The 18,254-nt window shown below is 70.4% G+C and carries 16 protein-coding genes; 10 read left to right on the top strand and 6 right to left on the bottom strand.

Going from position 1 to position 18,254, the window contains the following annotated elements; all coding sequences use genetic code 11:
- Positions 1-7: 7 nt before the first annotated feature.
- Entirely contained in the window at positions 8-1,759 is a 1,752-nt protein-coding gene (locus tag NS2_RS24575) for an NTP transferase domain-containing protein (protein ID WP_081986152.1), read from the bottom strand.
- Between the two features lie 342 nt (positions 1,760-2,101).
- Between NS2_RS24575 and NS2_RS24570 the strand changes: the two genes are divergently transcribed.
- Positions 2,102-2,914 carry a helix-turn-helix transcriptional regulator gene (locus NS2_RS24570; RefSeq protein WP_306455151.1) on the top strand — a complete coding sequence of 271 codons (813 nt, stop codon included), beginning with the start codon at positions 2,102-2,104 and terminating at the stop codon, positions 2,912-2,914.
- Between the two features lie 49 nt (positions 2,915-2,963).
- On the opposite strand, the gene NS2_RS24565 is transcribed toward NS2_RS24570, so the two are convergent.
- On the bottom strand, positions 2,964-3,845 hold the full coding sequence (locus NS2_RS24565) for an alpha/beta fold hydrolase (RefSeq protein WP_081986154.1): 882 nt from the start codon (positions 3,843-3,845) through the stop codon (positions 2,964-2,966).
- A gap of 220 nt (positions 3,846-4,065) precedes the next feature.
- On the opposite strand from NS2_RS24565, the gene NS2_RS24560 reads away from it, so the two are divergent.
- Positions 4,066-4,506: a hypothetical protein gene (locus NS2_RS24560; RefSeq protein WP_177327175.1), complete on the top strand. Its 441-nt coding sequence runs from the start codon at positions 4,066-4,068 to the stop codon at positions 4,504-4,506.
- Positions 4,507-4,555: 49 nt separating this feature from the next.
- Entirely contained in the window at positions 4,556-4,924 is a 369-nt protein-coding gene (locus NS2_RS24555; RefSeq protein WP_274521155.1) for a WhiB family transcriptional regulator, read from the top strand.
- On the opposite strand, the gene NS2_RS24550 is transcribed toward NS2_RS24555, so the two are convergent.
- Genes NS2_RS24550 through NS2_RS24540 form a run of 3 tightly spaced genes read right to left on the bottom strand, consistent with a single transcriptional unit; the run spans position 4,904 to position 6,796 of the window.
- Positions 4,904-5,647, bottom strand: a complete 744-nt coding sequence (locus NS2_RS24550; RefSeq protein ID WP_033089767.1) for a VOC family protein — start codon at positions 5,645-5,647, stop codon at positions 4,904-4,906. The two genes, NS2_RS24555 and NS2_RS24550, sit on opposite strands and share 21 nt — an antisense overlap.
- A 46-nt stretch (positions 5,648-5,693) precedes the next feature.
- The gene (locus NS2_RS24545) at positions 5,694-5,996 is read right to left on the bottom strand and encodes an MGMT family protein (protein WP_033089768.1); all 303 of its coding nucleotides are present in this window, start codon (positions 5,994-5,996) and stop codon (positions 5,694-5,696) included.
- A gap of 14 nt (positions 5,997-6,010) precedes the next feature.
- Complete coding sequence (locus tag NS2_RS24540) at positions 6,011-6,796, bottom strand: alpha/beta fold hydrolase (protein ID WP_071343680.1); 786 nt, start codon at positions 6,794-6,796, stop codon at positions 6,011-6,013.
- 130 nt (positions 6,797-6,926) lie between these two features.
- Between NS2_RS24540 and NS2_RS37800 the strand changes: the two genes are divergently transcribed.
- From NS2_RS37800 to nudC, 4 genes are all read left to right on the top strand, one after another.
- Positions 6,927-10,634: an ATP-dependent helicase gene (locus tag NS2_RS37800; protein ID WP_036547855.1), complete on the top strand. Its 3,708-nt coding sequence runs from the start codon at positions 6,927-6,929 to the stop codon at positions 10,632-10,634.
- Entirely contained in the window at positions 10,631-14,395 is a 3,765-nt protein-coding gene (locus NS2_RS24525; protein WP_081986156.1) for an ATP-dependent helicase, read from the top strand. Before NS2_RS37800 ends, NS2_RS24525 begins: the two co-directional genes overlap by 4 nt.
- A gap of 82 nt (positions 14,396-14,477) precedes the next feature.
- Complete coding sequence (locus NS2_RS24520; RefSeq protein WP_033089785.1) at positions 14,478-15,539, top strand: potassium channel family protein; 1,062 nt, start codon at positions 14,478-14,480, stop codon at positions 15,537-15,539.
- A gap of 23 nt (positions 15,540-15,562) precedes the next feature.
- Positions 15,563-16,489, top strand: coding sequence for an NAD(+) diphosphatase (gene nudC, locus NS2_RS24515; RefSeq protein WP_033089770.1), 927 nt, complete (start codon positions 15,563-15,565; stop codon positions 16,487-16,489).
- A 59-nt stretch (positions 16,490-16,548) separates the two neighbouring features.
- On the opposite strand, the gene NS2_RS36870 is transcribed toward nudC, so the two are convergent.
- Positions 16,549-16,800 (bottom strand): mycoredoxin, encoded by a 252-nt coding sequence (locus NS2_RS36870; protein ID WP_269150601.1) that lies wholly within the window; start codon positions 16,798-16,800, stop codon positions 16,549-16,551.
- Between the two features lie 109 nt (positions 16,801-16,909).
- Here NS2_RS36870 and NS2_RS24505 point away from each other — a divergent pair, with 109 nt between their 5' ends.
- From NS2_RS24505 to NS2_RS24495, 3 genes are read left to right on the top strand one after another with little or no spacing between them, the layout of a single operon-like run.
- On the top strand, positions 16,910-17,332 hold the full coding sequence (locus tag NS2_RS24505; RefSeq protein ID WP_033089772.1) for an SRPBCC family protein: 423 nt from the start codon (positions 16,910-16,912) through the stop codon (positions 17,330-17,332).
- Entirely contained in the window at positions 17,329-17,754 is a 426-nt protein-coding gene (locus tag NS2_RS24500) for an EVE domain-containing protein (protein ID WP_033089773.1), read from the top strand. The genes NS2_RS24505 and NS2_RS24500 overlap by 4 nt, the downstream gene beginning before the upstream one ends.
- Positions 17,754-18,221: a MarR family winged helix-turn-helix transcriptional regulator gene (locus NS2_RS24495; protein ID WP_033089774.1), complete on the top strand. Its 468-nt coding sequence runs from the start codon at positions 17,754-17,756 to the stop codon at positions 18,219-18,221. Before NS2_RS24500 ends, NS2_RS24495 begins: the two co-directional genes overlap by 1 nt.
- Positions 18,222-18,254: the final 33 nt, after the last annotated feature.

The following is an 18,254-nucleotide window of genomic DNA, read 5'->3' as shown; positions in this document are numbered from 1 at the left end:
CGCAACCTCAGCCGCGCAGGGGAATGAATTCCGCGAGCGCGCCGTCCACGGCGTCGGGCGGGACGACGATCACCCCGTCACGGCCGAGCAGATCCGCCAGGTGCGCCGTGCGCAGACTCCGGTCACCGCGGAAGCCGCCGTCGGGCAGGGCGCGGGCCGGGACGATGCGGGCCACCGGCGCGGTCAGCTCGCCGGCATTGACCAGCGGACCCAGGATGCGGTGGACGGGGGTCGCGCCGAGCAGTCCCTCCACCGTCGCGCCGATCAGGGCCAGCAGCGTCGCGACCGCGGCGAAGGGGTTGCCGGGCAGGCCCAGAACGACTGTGCCGGTGGCCAATTGAGCGGCCACGGTGGAACCGCCGGGCCGCAGGCGCAGACGGCGCAGCAGGACGGTGGCGTCCGCGCTGCGATCCAGGGCCGAACGGAGCTGATCGGCCGCGCCGCCGCCGGTCGCGCCGACGATCACCAGCAGATCGCAGTCGGTGGCGGCGGCCAGCACCTCGTCGAAGGCGTTCGCGGTGTCGCGCAGGTGCACCCGGTCGATGGTGCGGACGCCGTACCAGGCCAGCAGGTCGGGCAGGATGGGCCCGATCGAGTCGCGGGTCTGGCCGATGTGCAGCGGGCCGTCCCCGCGAATCTCGTCCCCGGTCATGACGATTCGCGCCCGCACCGGGCCGCGCACGGCGGCGGTGGTCGCCTCGGCGCTGGCGGCCACCGAGATCAGGGCGGCATTGACGGGCGTGCCCGCCGCCGCCACCTCGGCCCCGGGCAGCCAATACTCGCCGCGGCGGCGCACATCTTCGCGAATCGGGGTGTCCGGCAGGCGATACAGCGTGCCGTCGGCGTCGATCCGGACGAACTCGTCGCGCACCACCGAGGTGGTGCCGTCGGGCACGTGCGCGCCGGTGGCGATCCGCACCGCCTCACCGTCGAGCAGCCCCACCGGCCGCTTGCCGCCCGCGAATCCGATGTCCCGGCGCAGTTGCCAGGGTCCGTCGCCGCTCACCGCGTAGCCGTCCATGGCCGAGACGACGAAGCGCGGCAGCGCGTCCACGGCGGTCAGGGGAGCGGCCAGCGCCGCGCCCCGCACCGAACGCAGCACCGCCCGATGCGCGGGCAGCGGGGAAACGCTGGTGCGCAGCACCTCTCGCGCCTCGTCGAGCCAGAGCGGCTCGGCCGTACGGGCGGCCCCGGTCCGGGCCCGGCGCACATCCTCGGGGGTGTCGCAGTCCTCCACGCCGGGCAGCGTCACCATGGCGGTGTCTACCGGCACCAGCGCCTTCATCGGCCGATTCACCAGGGAGTCCAGGTTTTTCAGCGCCGCGGTGAGGGTGGCGCGCCGCCAGACCCCGACCAGGTACTGCGGCCGCCCCGAGGCATCCGCCGCGAAGACCGCGTCACTGCCCGATTCCCTTGCGTGGGAGAGCAGTTCGTCCACCGCAGCGGCGGTGAGGAACGGCATGTCGGCGGCCAGCACCACGATCAGCCCGGCCGGGAACTCACAGCCGGCCAGCGCGCCCAAGCCCGCGGCGATCGCCGCCACCGGACCGGCCCCGGCGGGGATCTCCTGTGCCTGAAGGATTTCCGGCGGCAGCTCCGGCCGATGCGGTCCTACCACCACGGTGCGCGCGCAGTCGGCCACCGCGGTCAGCGCCGCATCCAGCATGGACTGTCCGCCCACCATGATGGCCGGTTTGTCCACTCCGCCCATGCGGCTGGCCTTGCCGCCGGCGAGCACGATGGCATCGACGGTGGTCACGAGCCGGATCCCGGCGCGGCATATGTCGCGGATAGTCGGAGCATGGTTAAAGATCGTAGTGGCACCCGGTTCCAGGGCTGCCGGGCGCGCCCGAAACCTGTGCTTGCTAAGCAATTGCCACTTCTCGTTACGTTATGTGATGTGGCACGACACATAGTAGAAATGGTCTTGTTTTAACCTTCGGTAGAATCTCATATGGCAGTATCCGACCTGAGAACTGGCGGAGTACACGGCGTTCGCGACAGTTCATACCAGACGTCACACCGGGTCCCACTGTCCGGTACCGGAAGGGTTCAGAGCGATGAAGGTTGGGTTGCTGAATGTTTGTGGAGAGGGAACGGCGTGGTGCTGGGCGTGAAACCGGATAGGGACTCCGACGATCTGAAGCCGCCTACATTCGGACTGCTGCTGCGCCGGCTGCGCGATGCCCGGGGTGTATCACGAGAAAGGCTGGCGTTCAATGCCGGCGTGAGCGCCAGCTACATCAGCCATTTGGAGAAGGGGGATCGCGGCCACCCGACCCGCGAAGTGGTGGACGCGCTGCTGCGGTATCTGGACCGAATAACCCCGCTGTCCGCCGTCGAGCGTCGGCATCTGCTCGATCTGGCCGGACTCGGGGTGAGCGAATTCCCGTCCGTGGAACAACTGCGGTCCGAAATCACCGACGACCTGCGCCGCGCGCTCGACCTGCACGAGCCCAATCTGGCCGCCTATGTCGACACCCGCTGGAATGTGCTGGCCTGCAATGGAAGCTACGCGCGCGCTTTCCCGGGGCTGGACCGCGATGTCAATATCCTGCGCTGGCTGCTGGGCAATGGGGCCGCCCGCGATGTCATGGTGGAGTGGGAGGAAGAGGTCCGGTTGACCGTGCACTGGCTGCGCGGTCTGATCGCGAGCTCCGGCGATACGGCCTGGTCGGTCGAGTTTCTCGCAGAACTGGGACGTTTCGGACTATTCCGGGAAATGTGGGACGAGGGCATCGCCGCCTACGGACGGCCCCGGGCCACCATGCGGCTGCGCGAACAGGGCAGCGGCCGCCGCTTCGATATCGCCGTGCAGATGTTCAGCGTCTTCAATGCGGCCTACCCCAGCCAGATTCAGATCTTCCTCGGCATCCCGAGCTGGCACGAGGACGACGAGACCAACCGGCCGTGACCACCGTGGGCACGGCCTGCTGAACGCTCGCGACGTGACCGAGCCGCCGTCACCGGGCGGCTTGGATCTCGCGTCCCTCGCGCCGGTGCTGCCACGGCGCGGCCAGCGCCCGTGACAGCCTGCTCTCGCGCTTGGCGGTGGCCCGCTCGACCAGCCGGACCAGCAGTGGCACAACCACTTCCGGATGCGTCCAGGCCGCGCCGTGCCCGGCCCCGGGAATGGTGACCACGCCGTCCGCGCCGGACAGGCAGGTGGCCAGCGCCTCGGACTTCTGGGCGGTGCTGGTGCCGCCGTGACTGCCGCGCATCACCAGCGCCGGGGCGGTGATCTCCGGTAGTCGATGCAGCACCGAGCGCCGATCCATCAGGCAGCGCGCGGCGGGCATGACGGCCCGGCGGTCCGAGCCGTACCAGCGGCTGGTCCACTCCCGCCACAGCCGTGGATCGGTGCCGCCGATGAGCTGCGGGGCCAGCTCGGCCACCAGCGGCGCCATCGGTTCCGAACCCGTCCAGCGCTCGAAGAATTCGCGATAGAAAGCCAATTCCGACGGTGTGCAGGCGCCCGCCTCGGTATCGATCAGGGCCAGGCCCAGTACGCGTTCGGGTGCGAGTAACGCCATGCGCAAGGCCGCATACCCGCCCTGGCTCATTCCGCCGACGATCGCCTTCTCGATTCCGAGTTCGTCGAGTACCGCCAATCCGTCGGCGGCCAGATCCCAATAGCTGAAGGGTTCGCCATCGGGTGACTGGGTGCGTCCGTGGCACCGCGCATCGACCGTGACGAGGTTGATCCCGGCGGCTGCCAGAGGTTCGCGCATGGGCTCGAACATCGACCCGTCCATGAAGAATCCGTGGGCCAGCAAGAGTGTCGGGCCGCTGTTGTCGCTGGTGGAGAAATGAACCGTGGCTGCACCTGATCGCACATAAGGCATGGTCAGACCCTAAACGGCGGAAGTGGTCGGTCCCGATAAGTTTGCCCGCGTGGTGCCAGGCACCGTGCGGTGAGGTTCCCGACGGGTACCCACACTGGCCGGTGTCAGTACTGCTAGGGGTTTGCCCCAGATTGCCTCAAAACTGGACAACAAGATCAATCGCCATTTTTAATCAGGCCGTGGCACTTTTGGGACAAGCGCAATTTTAAGGGAGGAAACAATGTTCGACGTCACCACCGCAGCTCGCCGCAACGACTTCCGGATCGACCGTGGCGCGGGATTGCGGGAGTCGCTCGAAGGTCTGTTGCTGCACGACGGAGTCGGTTTGGACGCGCGTATGCGCCATGCGATTTCCGCGGTGGTGCACCTCGCGGTCGATGCCCCGCTCGGAGTTCCGGAGGACGCCGAGGAATTTCTGGGCCGGCTGGACGCCTCGTGGCTGTTCGCCGCCTGGGACGACAGCGATCAGGAGCTGTCCCTGCTGAATACCCTCGCCGGCGGTGAAGTGCCCGCATTGAGCTGGTGTGAACTCATGTTCACCACCGCGCTCGCGCCTTGGTCGGGCGCGCCCGCGGCGGTGCACGCGCGCCGCATCTTCGTCAATGGCGAGCAGGCTCGGCTGGCCGCCGTCAGTGGCGATTGCGCTACGGGTCACGCGTAAACATACCGCTCGTTTTCTTTTATTGAACTTTATTGAAGGGACAGAGGAAGTGAAGCTGCTTTTCACCAATTTCGACGCCATGTTCGAATCTCTCGCCCGCCGCGACGGATTCGAGTCCGAATCCTGGCATCAGCAGGCGCTGTGCACGCAAACCGATCCGGAGGCGTTCTTCCCCGACAAGGGCGGCTCCACTCGCGAGGCCAAGCGCATCTGCTCCTCCTGCGAGGTGCGCAAGGAATGCCTCGACTACGCGCTCAGCCACGATCAGCGCTTCGGCATCTGGGGCGGCCTATCGCCGCGCGAGCGCCGTCGCTACGAACGCGGCGCGGCCCTGAGGTTCCGGCCCTCGTCCCGACCGCACGATCCGCCGCGGGGAAGCGGGCCGGATCGGCGGCATTCAATCGACAGTTGCTCGTAATAGACAGAATTCGTTGGTTTCCGGGTCTGCCAGCACCACCACCGGGTCGTTGGCCGGTGGCACGCCCGCATCGAACGCGGTGACCGCGCCCGCGGCCCGCAGCCGGGCTGCCTCCTCGATCGGATCGTCGGCGGGGAAGGTGACCAGATCCAGATGGCGTCGGCCGCATTTGGTCGATGCGTCCGGCCTCCGCAGGAACTCCAGCCACGGGCCCTGCCCGGTGGCCGCGCGAATACCGGCGTAACGCGAATTCTGGTGGGTGAGCGGCCAGCCGGCGGCGGCGGACCAGAACTCGGCCAGCCGCAACGGATCCCGGGTGTCCATCACGATGGCCGCCACCGCGCCGGTGTCCACGTACTCCTCGCGTGGTTCCAGCACGCAGAACTCATTGCCCTCGGGATCGGCCAGCACCGTCCACGGCACCGCGCCCTGGCCGATGTCCACCCGGCGCGCGCCCAGCGCGAACGCGCGGTCGATCTGCAAACCCTGGTGATCCAGTGAGCGGCTGGCCAGATCCAGATGGATGCGGTTGAGTGCGGTCTTGGGCCGGCGGGCGGGCAGGAAGGTGAGCGCCACGTCCGGTGCGTCCGGATCCGGTGCCGCGATCTCGACGCCGTCGGGCCGGTCCACCGCCACCTCCCAGCCCAGCAACTCGGCCCAGAAGCGGGCCACCGACCTGGGTTCGACCGCATCGAACACCACGCTTGCCAGACGGGTGGACATGAATCCACGGTAACCGGCACCCCGGTGTGTCGTACCGGGTTTGGGATCAGGGCTCGTCGAAACGGTGGCGGGCCCGCCGCAGATCCACCCGGCCGTCGGTGACCGGACAGCCCTCGGCGGCCAGCTCGGCCAGCTGCCGGTGCGCCAAATGTGGTGCGGGCGTACCGTTTGCGCGCAGGACCCGATGCCAGGGCAGATCCGCGGCGTCGGTGCGCATGATCCAGCCGACCGTGCGCGGGGTGGACAGGCCCGCCGCGGCCGCGATATCGCCGTAGGTGGCGACCCGGCCGGGCGGAATCGACGCCACCAGTTCGCGCACCCGCTCGATTTCGGCTTCGGTGGTTGACATTTCGTGCCTTCCGGTCAGAGCACGGTGCGGACCAGGGCGGCGGTCTCGGCGGGCCGGGCCTGGGCCACCATGTGGTCGCAATCGAAATCGTGCGGGGTCAGGCGCTCGCCCAGGTGCGCGGTGAGCGCCGCACGGAAGGCCGGGGCCACCAGGGGCGGGTTCACCTTCATCGCCTGCACCAGGACCGTCGGCATATCGCGCGGCGGCAGCACGAAATCGCGGGCGATCTCACCCCAGAAGGCGATGATCGCGGGCATCGTCATGCGCCAGCCCACGCGGCCGTTCGCGGTGGGCACCAGGTGCTCGTCCAGTTCGGCCTCCAGCACCGCGGGGTCCACCTCGCCCCAGGCGGTGTCGAGCTTGTCCGAGCGGGCCTGCTCGCGGCTCGCGTAGTCCGGGTACGCCAGCATGGAATTCGCGATGTCCAGCATGCGAGCGGGCTCCAGGCCGGTGGCAGGGTCCAGCAGCACCAGCGCGCGCACCAGCTCCGGATGGCGGTGCGCCAGGTGCACGGCGACCGCCCCGCCGAACGAATGCCCGAGCGCCACCACCGGTTCGCGGGTCTCGGCCCGCAGCAGCGCGGCGAGATCATCGACCAAAGTTTCGAAATCCCACGGCGGCACGCCGGGCGACCTCCCGTGGCCCCGTAGATCCGGTGCGAGGATCCGGAGATCGGGGAGATGGTCGTCGGCCAATCGCTGCCAGCGCCCGCCGTGGCCCGTCAACCCGTGCAATGCCAGGACGACCGGACCGGTCGAGGGACCGAAACGATGAATATGAAGCTCCGCCACCCCGCCCATTCTGCTGCCTGCGCCCGGCGTGAACAGCCCGCCCGCCGCGACCCGAACTTTCCGTGCACTGTGACCGGCGGCACGGACAACTCATGGCAAACGAAACCTGTCGGGGCGGTCTGTTGAAATAGCCAGCGTGATGCGGTCATATAGCTCGGTGCAACTGGTGCGCCGGGCCGCGGCGGAGACTCCCGGCCGGGAGTGGGACGCCGAGCTCCGGCCGCTCTTCGACGACCCGGGCCCGGACCCCGGCTGGCGGCCCTGGCAGGTGCTCGGCGGACCCGGGACCGGAAAGACCGCACTGCTCGTGGACCTGGCCGCCGCCCGCATCCTGGCCGGGGCCGCACCGGAATCGGTGCTGGTGCTCACCTACACCAAGCGCGCGGCCACCGCCGTCCGCACCGCCGTCACCGCGCGCATCGCCGCGGCCGACCCGGAGCTCGGCGGGGTGCCCGGGGCCACCCGGGGGCCGCTGGTGCGGACCGTCCACTCCTACGCGTTCGGGCTGCTGCGCACCTTCGCGGCGCGGCAGGGCAATCCACCGCCGCGCCTGCTGACCGGTTCCGAGCAGGACATCGTGGTTCGCGAGATGCTGCGCGGCGATCTCGACGACGGCGCGGCCGACTGGCCCGAGCGTCTGCATCCCGCCCTGCCCGCCGCCGGGTTCGCTGAACAGTTGCGGGACCTCATGTTGCGGGCCACCGAACGCGGTCTCGGCCCCGAGGATCTGATCGAGCTCGGCCACACCCATCGCCACCCCGAATGGGTCGCCGTCGGCCGCTTCGCACAGCGCTACGAACAGATCATGATGCTGCGCTGGTCCGTCGGCATGGACGTCCCCGAGGCCACCGCCCCCGCCCTGGACGCCGCCGAACTCGTCACCGCCACCCTGGAAGCCTTCCACGCCGACCCGGAACTCCTTGCCGCCGAACGAGATCGCCTCCGCACCATCCTCGCCGACGACGCCCAGCACCTCGACCCGCACGCCGCCACCCTCATCCGCGCCCTCGGCAGCGGCGGCGCCACCACGGTCATAGCCGCCGACCCCGACCAATCCGTCTACACCTTCCGCGGCGCCGACTCCCGCTTCGCCGCCGACCCCGACGCCCCCGACGACCGCCGAATCACCCTGCGCCGCAACCACCGCTCCACCCCCGCTATCCAAGAAGTAGCCGACCGCATAGCCTCCCGCCTCCCCGGCTCCGCCACCCACCGCACCCCGCCCTCCGACCCGCAACGTGGCTCAGCCACCGCCGACTTCCTCCGCCAACTCGCAGACGACCTGGCAAACGGCAACGGCGGACCGACCAACGGCAGCGGACCGACCAACGGCAGCGGACCGGCAAACGGTGGCGGTCGGCCCGCGAGCGCCGACGGACTCGTTGCGAACGGCGACACCCACCCTCGTCATTCCGGCGCGCTTCCGGCCGGAATCCACGACACGGATGTGGATCCCGGCCGGAAGCCTGCCGGGAGTACGGGTGGGGCCTTGGGGGCTCGATCCGCCACGGTTGTCGAGAATCCCTGGGACAGTGCGCAATCCGGTGGCGAGGTGCGGGTGCAGGTGCTGACCACGCCCGCGAAGGAGGCGGCGCTGATCGCCGATCACCTGCGGCGGGCGCACCTCACCCACGGGGTGCCGTGGTCTCGGATGGCGGTGATCGTGCGATCGGTGCCGTTGTCGCTCGCGCCATTGCGGCGGGCGCTGCTGGCGGCCGGGGTGCCGGTGCGGCAGCCTCCGGCGGATGTGCCGCTGGCTCGGCGGCGGGGCGCGGCGTGGATGTTGTTGGCGCTGCGGGCCGTTACGGCGGGGGATCCGACGGCGGTTCGGCATCCGCGGCCGATCGCGTTCACCGCCGACGACGCGCTGGATCTGCTCGCGGGGCCGTTGGGCGGCGCGGATCAGATCAGTCTGCGGCGGCTGCGGCGCGGTATTCGGCGTACCGTGCTGGAACTCGGGTACCCGGAGCACGGCGATGACGTCGAGGGCGCGGTGGCCGAGGGGGCCGAACGCGCTGCGGCCGAGCCGGTTTCGATCGAGGCGAGTCAGCAGGATGCCGCGGCGGATGCGGCGCGGTTCGCCGATCTGGATCGGTCGTCGGCGGAGATTCTGCGGGATCTGCTTGTGGGGGTGGGGAATCGGGCGGTGCTGGAGCGGCTGACCGAGGTGGAGGCCGCGCCGTTGCGGCGGGTGCTGAAGGCGCTGGGTCGAGCCCGGAAGGTGCGGCGGGATGGGGGCGGACTGGAAGACGTGATGTGGGGGGTCTGGACCGCGTCGACGCTGGAGAAGCGGTGGGTGGGGCAGTCCGAGCGCGGGGGAGCGGTCGGCATGCAGGCGGATCGGGATCTGGACGCGGTGGTCGGGCTGTTCGAGGCCGCGGCGTCGTACGTGGATCGGTTGCCGCGGGCGACCATCGAGGGTTTCGTGGAATACCTGGAGCAGCAGGAGATTCCGCAGGACAACGCGCCGGTCACCGATCCGGGCGAGGCGGTGACGATCTGTAGTGCGCACGCGGCGGCCGGGCGCGAGTGGGACACCGTGGCGGTGGCGGCCGTGCAGGAGGGGATCTGGCCCAATCTGCGACCGCGCGGCACCCTGCTCGGCGTCGAGGAACTGGTGGATCTACTTGCGGGAGTGGGCGGTTCGAGGGAGAAGGTGAGCCGGGCCGCGCCGCTGCTGGCCGAGGAGCGGCGGCTGCTGCTGGTGGCGTGCAGCCGGGCGCGGCGCTCGCTGCTGGTGACCGCGGTGGAATCGGTGACCGGCGACCAGGATCTGGTGCCCTCGCGCTTCCTGGCCGAGCTGGACGCGGACGCCGCCGACGGCCACCCGGGCCGGATTCCGCCGCCGGTGGATCCGGGCCGGGCGCTGGCCATGCACGCCCTCATCGCCGAATTGCGTTCCGCCGCCTGCGATCCCGAGGATACGCCGGAACGCCGGATGCGGGCGGCCCGGCAACTGGCCCGGCTGGCGCAGGCGGGGGTGCGGGGCGCGCACCCCGACGACTGGTACGGCACCGCCGAGCTGTCCTCCTCGGATTCGTTGTGGGACAGCGCCGATGGCACCATAACGCTGTCCCCGTCCACCGTGGAGCAGCTCGAGACCTGCCCGCTGCGCTGGGCGCTGGAACGGCACGGCGGCGGGGACGGCGAGAACCCGCACGCGCTCAAGGGCAATCTGGTGCACACCCTGGTGCAGGCGCTGGCCGGGCAGGTCACCGAGGCCCAGGTGAAACAGGCCCTGGTACGGGCCTGGAAGAAGGTCGATCCCAGCGCGCGCGACGGCGAGAACTGGCACTCCCGCGCGGAACTGCGCCGCACCGAGACCATGGTCGACACCTTCCTGGCCTGGCTGCGCAACACCCGCGACGAGCTCACCGCCGTCGGCGTCGAGGTGCCGGTGGACTGCGTGCTGCCCGCGCGCGGCCCGGACGGGCAGCCCGTGCGGATCAGCGGCCGGGTGGACCGCGTCGAACGAGATGCCATGGGGCGCTTCGTCATCGTCGATGTGAAGACCGGCAAGACCCCGATCTCCAAGCAGGCCGCCGAGGAGCACGCCCAGCTGGCCACCTACCAGGTCGCCGCCGCCGAGGGCGCGCTCGGCGAGGGCGAGCCCGGCGGCGCGCGCCTGGTGTACGTGGCCAAGCCCAGCGCCAAGGAGGGTGCCACCCAGCGCATGCAGCCGCCGCTGGACGCCGAGGGCATCGACTCCTGGCGCACCGTCATCCACGACGCCGCCGACGCCTCCAAGGGGCCCAGCTACCTGGCCATGCGCAATGACGGCTGCCGCCACTGCAAGGTCGCGGGCAGCTGCCCCGTACAGGACACGGGCCGCCAGGTGACGGAGTGAATCCGGCATCGCGTAGCGATTCGGTTGGGGGTGGTGGGGCGACGGGTGGGCCCGTCACTCCGCGTCAACTCGCCGACGCGCTCGGCCTGCCGCCACCCACCGACGAGCAGGCCGCCGTCATTGCCGCGCCACCCGGGCCCACCCTGGTGGTGGCGGGCGCGGGCGCGGGCAAGACCGAGACCATGGCCGCCCGCGTGGTCTGGATGGTGGCCAACGGCCTGGTCGAACCCGAACAGGTGCTGGGCCTCACCTTCACCCGAAAAGCCGCCCAGCAGTTGACGACTCGCATCCGCACCCGCCTGGCCCGCCTCGCGGGCGCCCCGGTGATCCGCGATATCGACCCCACCGGCCGTCTGCGCGGCCTGCTCACCGCCTCCGAACCGGAGATCAGCACCTACCACTCCTACGCGGGCCGCCTGCTCACCGAATACGGCCTGCTGCTGCCCGTCGAACCCACCGCCACCCTGCTCACCCAGACCCAGCTGTGGCAGCTCGCCTACCGCGTCGTCTCCACCTGGGACGGCGACCTCGACACCGACCGCAGCCCCGTCGGCGTCACCGAGGCCGTGCTGGCCCTGTCCGGCCAGCTCGCCGAACACCTGGTGGAACCGCGCCAATTGGCCACCGCCCACCTGGAATTGGAACGCCTGATCCACACCCTCCCGGCCGGTCCCCGCCAGAAGGGCGGCCCCAAGCGGGCCCTCCTCGACCTCCTCGAAGCCCAGCACGACCGAGTGGCCCTGCTGCCCTTGGTCGACCGCCTCGCCGAGGAACTCCGCCACCGCGGCGCCCTGGACTTCGGCGCCCAGATGTCACTGTCGGCGCGCCTGGCCGCCACCCACCCGGAAGTCGGTGCCGCCGAACGCGACCGCTTCCGCCTCGTCCTCCTCGACGAATACCAGGACACCGGCTACTCCCAGCGCATTCTGCTGTCGTCCCTATTCGGAGCTGCGGCCACAGCCGCCCCCGAGGCTGCGGCTGGAAACTCTCCCCGTCATTCCGGCGCGCTTTCGGCCGGAATCCACCACGCCGATGTGGATCCCGGCCGGAACCAGGCCGGGATGACGAGTGGGGCCGATGCCGGGGCGACGACCGGGCGGCAGCGGCTGGCGGTCACCGCCGTGGGCGATCCCATGCAGTCCATCTACGGCTGGCGCGGGGCTTCGGCCGCGAACCTGCCGCGTTTCGCCACCGACTTCCCCAGCGCGCCGGGTGTTCCCGCGCCGATACTGCCGCTGCTCACCAGCTGGCGGAATCCGCCCGAGGCGCTGGATCTGGCGAACCTGGTGTCGGATCCGCTGCGGGAGCGGGCGGCCCGGGGCGGGGGAGTGACGGTGGACGCGCTGCGGCCGCGGCCGGACGCGACGGCCGGGATCGTGGCCCTGGCGCTGGCAGAAACCGTTGCGGTGGAAAGGGAATGGCTGGCGAAGCGGATCGCCGCGGAGTGGCGGACGGCCGGTGACGAGGGCGATCCGCCGCCGACCTCGGCCGTGCTGGTGCGGCGCAATGCCGATGCCGCCCCCTTGGCGGAAGCCTTGCGGGAGCAGGGATTACCCGTGGAGATCGTGGGCCTGGGCGGGCTGCTGCACACGCCGGAGGTCGCCGATATCGTTGCCACGCTGCGCTTGATCGCCGATCCGGCGGCGGGCAGCGCGGCGGTGCGGATCCTGACCGGCGCGCGCTGGCGGATCGGCGCCTCCGATATCGCGGCCCTGTCCCGGCGCGCGCGGGAGCTGTCGATCCGGCGGCCCGCCGGGCAGACCGACGCCATCACCGACACGGCCACTTTGGACGAGGCGCTGCGCGAGGTCGCCCCCGAGCCCGCCGAGAAGGCCGGACTCGGCGACGCCATCGCCGATCCCGGTGACCCGGAACAGTATTCGCCGCAGGGCCACGCCCGCATCGTGGCACTCGGCCGGGAGTTGTCCGCGCTGCGCGAGCGGGCCGGGCAGCCGCTGGCCGAACTCGTCGCCGATGTGGAGCGCACCATCGGCGTCGGGGTGGAGACTCAGACCCGCCGCGCCCACGCCGCCGCCAGGCGCGAGCACCTCGACGCCTTCGCCGAGGTGGTGGCCGGCTACTCCGCCGACCACCGCTCCTCGCTGCCCGGCCTCCTCGCCTTCTTCGCCGCCGCCGAGGAAGTCGAAAACGGTTTGGAGCCAGGCGAAGTCGAGGTTGCGCACGACCGCGTCCAGGTGCTCACCGTGCACGCCGCCAAGGGCCTGGAATGGGAGGTGGTCGCGGTCCCGCACGTGGTGGACGGCACCTTCCCCTCCGGCACCGGCACCGCCACCTGGATGGGCGCGCTCGCCGAACTGCCCACCACCCTGCGCGGCGACCGCGAACAGGAGGACGCCACCGACGGCGTCCCCGTCCTCGACCTCGCCGACATCTACGACCGCGCCGACCTCGAACGCGTCCTCGACGCGCACAAGAAGGCTCTCGCCGCCCGCCGCCTCGACGAGGAACGCCGCCTGTTCTACGTGGCCCTCACCCGCACCGAACGCGCCCTGTTCGTCTCGGCCCACCACTGGTCCGAGACGGGCTCGAAACCCAAGGGCCCCTCCGCTTTCCTGCTCGAGCTGAAGCACGAGACCGAGTCCCCGGGCTCGGCCCTGTCCCGCACCGTCCGCATCGACCGCTGGGACGACCCGCCCCTGCCCGACACCCCCAACCCCTTCACCGACAACCCGCAGACCGCCACCTGGCCCCGCGACCCGCTGGGCTCCCGCCGCGAATTCGTCGAGGAGGGTGTCGAACTGGTCAAGTCCGCTCTGCACACCCTGCGCGCCGAAGCCCGACCGCAGCAGACCGAACTCGATTTCGGCCCCGAATTCTGCTTTCCCGCAATCATTCCCGAGTCGGAAGAGGTCGAGGACGGGGATCCGGAGGGTTGGGCCGGGGATGTGTCCGCCCTCATCGCCGAGCATCTCGCCGCCGAGCAGGCCGTGCGCGAGGTCGAACTGCCCGGCCAGCTCGCCGCCACCGCCCTGGTCGGCCTGCGTGCCGATCCCGCCGAACTGGCCGCGCGCCTGCGCCGTCCGCTGCCGTACCCGCCCAGCCCCTACACCCGCCGCGGCACCGCCTTCCACGCCTGGCTGCAACGCTGGTTCGGCGGCGCGCGCCTGCTCGGCTTCGAAGAACTGCCCGGCGCGGCCGATATCACCGACACCGATGCCGACCTGCTGCGCCTGCAGGAGGCGTTCCTGGCCTCCCCGTGGGCCGACCGCAATCCGGTGGAGGTCGAGATCTCCTTCGAAACCACCATCGCGGGCACCGTGATCCGCGGCCGCATGGACGCCGTCTTCCGCCGCCCCGACGGCACCTGGGTGGTCGTCGACTGGAAGACCGGCTCCGAACCCGCACGCGGGGAACAGGAATCGGTCGCCATCCAGCTCGCCGTCTACCGGCTGGCCTGGGCCCGCCTGGAATCCGCGCGCACCGGCAGCCCCGAGGCCGAGGTGCTGGCGAACACCGTCGCCGCCTTCCACTACGTCCGCACCGGCCGCACCATCGCACCCGAACACCTGCCCGGCCCAACCGAACTCGCCGCCATCATCACCACGGCGGCTCCGCGCCGCACACCCCCGCCGCCACCGCGCGCGCCCCACGTGCCCGAACCGGACGACGACGATCCGGGTCCGCCCGAGCCCACCGATGTCGAATTGCTGCGTCCCCCGTCCGAGTTCGACATCCCGCTCGATTTCGACTTCGAGCCGCCGCCCGATCCGGAATCGCTGCCGCCGGATGCCGGATGGTAGTTCTCCGGCCCGGTACGCTGCGGACCTGTGCCGCAGCCAGCAGTTCCCACGGTGTCGATGACGAGAACGACCGGTGATTCCCATGTTCGGTGATTCCTCGCGCGGTCTGGGCAATCTCACCGACCGCCCCGATTTCGCGCTCGTCGGTGTCCTGCGTGTCCCGTCGGCGCAATCCAGCCCGTGGTATTCGCTGGCGCGGCGGCTGGGTCTGGCCATCCTGCTGCTGGTGCTGGCCACCGCCGTGGTCTACCTCGGCCGCGACGGCTACCACGACAATGCCCGCGACCGTATGGGACTGCTCGACGCCGCGTACTACGCCACCGTGTCGCTGTCCACCACCGGCTACGGCGACATCACACCGGTCACGCCGACCGCGCGGCTCATCAATATCCTCGTGGTGACGCCGCTGCGGATCCTGTTCCTCATCGTCCTCGTCGGCACCACCCTCGCCGTGCTCACCGAACGGTCCCGGCAGACACTCAAGATTCAGCGATGGAGGCGCTCCGTGCGTAATCACACCGTGGTCGTCGGCTACGGCACCAAGGGCCGCACCGCCGTGGACGCGATGCTCGCCGACGGTGCGCAGCCCGGTGACATCGTGGTGGTCGACACCGACCCTCAGGTGCTGGAATTCGCCTCCAACGCGGGCCTGGTGACCGTGCAGGGCTCGGCCACCCGTTCGGATGTGTTGCGGCTGGCCGGAGTTCAGCACGCCGCGGCCGTCGTGGTGGCCGCCAACCGCGACGACACCGCGGTCCTGGTCACCCTCACCGCGCGCGAAATCAACCCGCGCGCAAAGATTTCCGCCGCCGTCCGGGAGGCCGAGAACACCCACCTGCTGCGCCAGTCCGGCGCGGACTCGGTGGTGGTGTCCTCCGAGACCGCGGGCCGGCTGCTCGGCATCGCCACCACCACCCCCGCCGTGGTGGACATGATCGAGGATCTGCTCACCCCCGAGGCGGGCTTCGCCATCGCCGAACGCGAGGTGGAGCCCGAGGAGGTCGGCGGCTCCCCGCGCCACCTGCGCGACATCGCACTCGGCGTGGTCCGCGACGGCCGACTCTTCCGCGTCGGCGATCCGGAGACCGACGCCCTCGAAACCGGCGATCGGCTGCTGTATCTGCGCCGCGTCCAAGGCGGATAACCAAGTACGACTACTCTCGAACCGTGTCAGGTTTTCAGCTGAATGCGGTTCCGGTGCTGTCCCGTACCAGTCTCGATCGGGCGGAACACCTCCGCGCCGACGAGCAGGCCCTCAAAGAGGGCTGGGCGCAGGCGAAACTCCTACGAATGAACAGGCGCGGCCAGGTTCGCGTCGAGGGCCGGGCCGTGGTGCTGGAAGCGGCCGTCACCCTCGCCGCCGATCCCGCGCCCGAAGCGGTGTTCCTGGGCGTGGAGGGCGGCACCCACCTGTGGGCGGTGCGCGACAACGGGATCGAGGGCGAGCTCGCCGATCTGCGCGCCTACGGCACCACCCTGGACCTCGACGATTTCGGCACCGGTCTGCTCGCCACCGCCATCGCCCTGCTGAACTGGCACGACAAGGCGGGCTTCAGCGCCGTCGACGGCAGCCCCACCACCTCCACCAACGGGGGCTGGTCGCGCACCAGTACAGCCGGGCACGAGGACTTCCCGCGCACCGACCCGGCCGTCATCTGCCTCATCCATGACGGCGGCGACCGGGTGCTGCTGGCGCGGCAGAACTCCTGGCCCGAGGGGCTGTTCTCGCTGCTGGCCGGATTCGTGGAGGCCGGGGAATCGCTGGAACGCTGCGTGGAACGCGAGATCAAGGAGGAGGTCGGCGTCGACGTCCGCGAGATCCGCTACCTGGGCAGCCAGCCGTGGCCGTTCCCGCGCTCGCTCATGCTGGGCTTCACGGCGCAGGCGGATCCGGAGCAGCCCTTGGCCTTCCACGACGGGGAGATCGTCGAGGCGTACTGGTTCACCCGCGAAGAGGTGAAGCAGGCGCTGGCCGCGGGGGCGTGGGGCCGCAAGAGCGACGACGAGCTGGTGGCCAGCGAGCGCAAACTGCTACTGCCGGGCTCGATTTCGATCGCCCGGACGATTGTCGAATCCTGGGCCGCCGACGCCTAGCCGGTACAACATGAAGCCGCACACCGATCGGTGTGCGGCTTCGTTTTCTGCCCGCGGGATCAGACGATGGCGGCCAGCGCGGCTTTGACCTGAACCAGGGTCGGGTTGGTGGCCGTCGACCCGTCGCGGTACTTCACCGTCGGTACCACGTGGTTGCCGTTGTTGACGCTGCCGACGAACTCCGCGGCGTCGGGGTGGTCTTCGATGTCGATCACCTCGTAGGTGATCCCGGCCTCGTCCAGCTGCTTCTTCAGCCGGCGGCAGTAGCCGCACCAGGTGGTCGAGTACATGGTCAGATCAGTGGCAGTCACGAGTCGTGCAACATACCCGCCACCGATGGTGTTCCCCCGGCCGGGGCGACTGTGAGCCGATCGACGGGCGGGGGTTGACGGCAGAATAGTAAGCGCGCATAGTATTGTCATGACGCAGATCGCAGCAGCCACCGCCACCTCGACCGCCACCCCCGCCGCCTTCTTCACCAAGTGGGCCGACATGGGCACCTGGCACGAATGGAACTCCGACACCGAATGGGCGCGGCTCGACGGCAAGTTCGAGCAGGGCGTCACGGGCGTCATCAAGCCCAAGGGCGGCCCCAAGACCAAGTTCGTGGTCACCAAGGTCACCGACAGCGAGTTCATCGACTCGTCCAAGCTCATCGGCGCGCGGCTGATCTTCGCCCACGAGGTCACCACCGACGGGCGGACCACCACGGTCACCGTCCGCGTCTCCATGGAGGGTCCGCTGCGCGGGCTGTGGACCAAGATCATGGGCGCGGGTCTGGCCGAGTCGCTCCCGGGCGATGTCGACGCGCTGGTCGCCGCCGCCGAGGCGGTGCTGGTGTGAGCGCCCGGTACTGGCTGGGCGTGGTCTCCCGGGACCACGTCCGGCGGGGAGTGGAACTCGGCTTCGCGCAGGCCAATCACGGCAAGCGCGCCGCGGTGGCACGCATGCGGGCCGGGGACGGGCTGGTCTACTACTCGCCCCGCACCGGCATGCACGAGGGCGAACCGATCAAGTCCTTCACCGCCCTCGGCACCATCGCCGACGGCCCGGCCTGGCAGGTCGAAGAGCAGGGCGGCTGCTTCCGTCCCTGGCGGCGCGCGGTCGACTACGACCGTGACGCCCGGCAGGTTCCCATCGACGACCTGCGCGCCGAACTCGACCTGACCAGCGTCCCCAACTGGGGAATCGTGCTGCGGCGCGGCCTGATCGAACTCACCGCCCACGATTTCGAGGTCATCGCCCACGCTATGGTCGGACAGTGATGGCGAATGACGGATTGCACACCGAATTCGAGCACGCCGACGAAAGCCCCGGTCTCTTGCTCTGGCAGGTGACCAATCGCTGGCAGGCCGCCCAGCGCGCGGCCCTGGCCCCTTTCGATCTCACCCACGTCCAATTCGTCCTGCTCGCCGCCCTGACCTGGCTCACCGGCCGGTCCGGCGGCGACCCCGTCACTCAACGCGATGTCGCCGACCAGGCCGCCACCGACCCCATGATGACCTCCCAGGTCCTACGCGCCCTGGAACAGAAGGGCCTCCTGGAACGCCGCGACCACCCCTCCGACAAACGCGCCAAATCCCTCGTCCCCACCGAATCCGGTGTGGCCCTGGTCAACCGCGCCATCGTCGCCGTCGAATCCTGCGACCGCGACTTCTTCGGCCCGCTGGGCGCCCGCACCGCCCGCTTCACCGCCGCCCTACGCCAACTCCGCGACCGCGACCATGGCTGACTGGGTTCTGTGACTGCCGGGTAGCTAGTGTCG

It is taken from the genome of Nocardia seriolae NBRC 15557 (genome assembly GCF_007990715.1).
GTDB classification, from domain to species: Bacteria; Actinomycetota; Actinomycetes; order Mycobacteriales; family Mycobacteriaceae; genus Nocardia; species Nocardia seriolae.
Note: the sequence above shows the minus strand (reverse complement) of the source record. Positions and strands in the feature narration are given on the sequence as shown.